This is a genomic window from Sphingomonas bacterium (genome assembly GCF_903644135.1).
GTDB lineage: Bacteria > Pseudomonadota > Alphaproteobacteria > Sphingomonadales > Sphingomonadaceae > Sphingomonas.
On the sequence record NZ_CAHJXA010000366.1, the window covers coordinates 1 to 2691 of the forward strand.

The 2691-nt window shown below is 70.4% G+C and carries 2 protein-coding genes; one reads left to right on the top strand and one right to left on the bottom strand.

Annotation, left to right across the window (positions count from 1 at the left end):
• Positions 1 to 48 precede the first annotated feature (48 nt).
• Positions 49 to 1707 carry a ShlB/FhaC/HecB family hemolysin secretion/activation protein gene (locus HUU96_RS14555; protein WP_174293454.1) on the bottom strand — a complete coding sequence of 553 codons (1659 nt, stop codon included), beginning with the start codon at positions 1705 to 1707 and terminating at the stop codon, positions 49 to 51.
• Between the two features lie 133 nt (positions 1708 to 1840).
• Here HUU96_RS14555 and HUU96_RS14560 point away from each other — a divergent pair.
• Positions 1841 to 2691 (top strand): FecR domain-containing protein (locus tag HUU96_RS14560; protein ID WP_174293455.1); only part of this gene is annotated, 851 nt, incomplete at its 3' end.

Sequence of the window (2691 nt, forward strand, 5' to 3'; positions counted from 1 at the left end):
GCTGGAGCTGATCTAGGCTGACCTGCCCGGCGCTCGACCGACTCGACGTTAGAAGCGCTTGGTGAGCTGCAGGTTGACGACCGGCTGACGGTTGCCGGAGTCATAGCGCGCGCCGGACAGCGGGAAGGCGATGCCGGCATCCGCCGTCACCGTGCGGCCTAACGAGGAGCGCAGGCCGCCGCCCGTCGTGAACAGCGAGCCGCCGCCATAGCCGTCGCGCAGATTGCCAACGCTGCCGCCGCTCGCAAAGGCGTAGATCGACGGACCTTTGAGCGGCCCGGCGCTGCGGGCCAGCAGGTAATGGAGCTCGGTCGAGCCGGCGACGCCATCGTCGCCGCTGCGCTCGTCATAGTCATAGGGGCGCAGGAATTGACCGCCGCCCAGGCCCAGCTCCTCGGAAATCAGCAGCGGCTCGCCCGCGACCTGACCGGCGAGCGAGACCCGCGCACCCAGCCGGCCGATCACCGGGCCCGACCAGTCGGCGGTGAACGCGACGCTGGTGAACTTGCCATCGGCGTCAGCGCGCGAGGCCAGCGGATCGCCGGCGCGGTTGGCGTCGAACAGATCGACGCCCTGGCTGGCCGTCGCGCTCGCCTGGATCACCCCGCCAAGGACGGTGGCATAGCCGTAGAGCCGCAGCCGGCCGACGCTCAGCCGATCGCGGCGGGCCAGTTCGCCGGCCCAGTCCTGCTTGACGCTGCGCACGTCGAAGCTGGCCTGCAACCACAGGCTGCCGCCGGTACGGCGCAGCAGCGGCCGTGAGCCGGACAGCTGAGCGGTCCAGCTGCGGCCGTCGATATCGCGGTCGGTCAGGTACGAGCCGGGATGCACCGCGGCATAGGAGAACGCTCCGGACAGCTCGGTGCCATTTGACCCCACTCTCTTGGCGTAACGCACCGCGCCATAACCAAGCTCGCGCGGATGGAACGGCGATGTCGCCACGACATAGGTGACGGCATCGTCGTCGGCGAGCAGCCGGGCGACCGTCGCGCTAGCGGTCAGCCGGATCGGGCCGATCGGTCGAGAACCGAAATTGTCGGCGGTGACGACGCCGCTGATCCGTTTGTCGCCCAGCTCGACCACCAGGATGTCGCGGTCGCCCTCGCGCACCAGCCGGGTCTGCCGCAGCGACATGCCGGGGATGTCGCCGGCGAGCAGCAGCCGGAGCTGCACCTGATCGGCGGTAACCGGACCGACGCCGACGATGGGCGCGAGGGTAGCGCGCAGCGCATGGTTGTCGACGCCGACCAGCCGCACCTCGTCGACCCGCCCCTCGTCGATCGTCAGCTTCAGCAGCCCGGCCTCCAGCGTCTGCGGCGGGATGGTCACGGCGACGAACAGGAAGCCGCGCTCGCGGGCGCGGTCGGCGATCGCGTCGGCCAGGCCGGCGAGCGCGATCGGCGACAGGGTACGGCCGACATAGGTCGCGTAGATGTCGGCGAAATCGGCTGGGTGCAGCGTCCGCAACCCCGACAGCATGATCGCGCCGACGGTAACCGGTGCCGAGCCTATGCTGACCGGAGCGGCCGGCTGAACGGTGACCGGCAGCGACGGAACGACCGCAGGCGCGACCGGCAGCGTCGCCTCGACCTTGGCCGGATCGACATGGTCGAGCGTGGTCTGGGCATGGGCCTCCGCCATGCCGCCGACCATCGCGGCCAGTACGCACAGACCGATGGCGGCAGACCTGATGCACTGTTTTCGCATGAGTGGTGATCTAGCGGAGTGCTCCTAAGAAAGGCTGAAGCACGGCTTTGGCCTTAACGCCGCGGCAACCATCTCCGGTGAGGGTGCGTGATGATCCTGTCGGTACGGCAGCTCCTCGACAGGGAGAAGATCGATGCCGGGATATGTTGCCAAGGCGGCCATCGCGCTGGGGCTGTGCACCGCCAGCGGGTCGGCGATGGCGCAGTCGCTCGCCTGGCAGGTGACCGAGGTGTCAGGATCGGTGACGATCCGCCACGGCAGCGACCAGCACCCGGCGACTCGCGGCGCGGTGCTGCAACCGGGCGACGCGCTCTTGACCGCCGCCGGTGGCCGCGCGGTGATGGTGCACGAGAAAGATTTCGTGACGCTGGCCGGCAACAGCCGGGCGACGGTGCCGGGCGCGGCCGAGCAGGCGAGCGGCTTCACCAAGCTGCTGCAGGACCTCGGCAATGCCGTCTACAAGATCGAGAAGCGCGGCGTCCCGCATTTCGGGGTGACGACGCCGTACCTCGCCGCGGTCGTCAAGGGGACCACCTTCTCGATCACGGTCGACGGGCGCGGCAGCAACCTGCAGGTCGTCGAGGGCGCGGTCGAAGTCACCACCCCGGATGGCGGCGCGCGCGACCTGATCCTGCCCGGCGGCGTCGCCAGCGTCGCCGCGGGCGATCGCTTCCGCCTGACGGTGCATGGCGACAGCGAGCGAGTGATCGACTCGCCGGCGCGTGCGGGTGCGAGTGCTGTTGTTGCACCGGCCGCGCAGGCCGTGGTGGAGACCGCTGCCGCTACGCCAACGGCCGCTTTGCCGGTCGGCGACGTTGCCGCGGCTGGCCCGGTCAACGACGTGATCGGCGTGACCGTCGCCTCCCACCCGGTCGACCTCGGCGCGCTGTCGGGCGGCCTGGTCAGCGGGACCGCCGGCTTCACCGCGCTCACCGCCACGGTCGCCCAGACCGCCCGGGCGAACCCGGCCGTCATCGCGGCCGT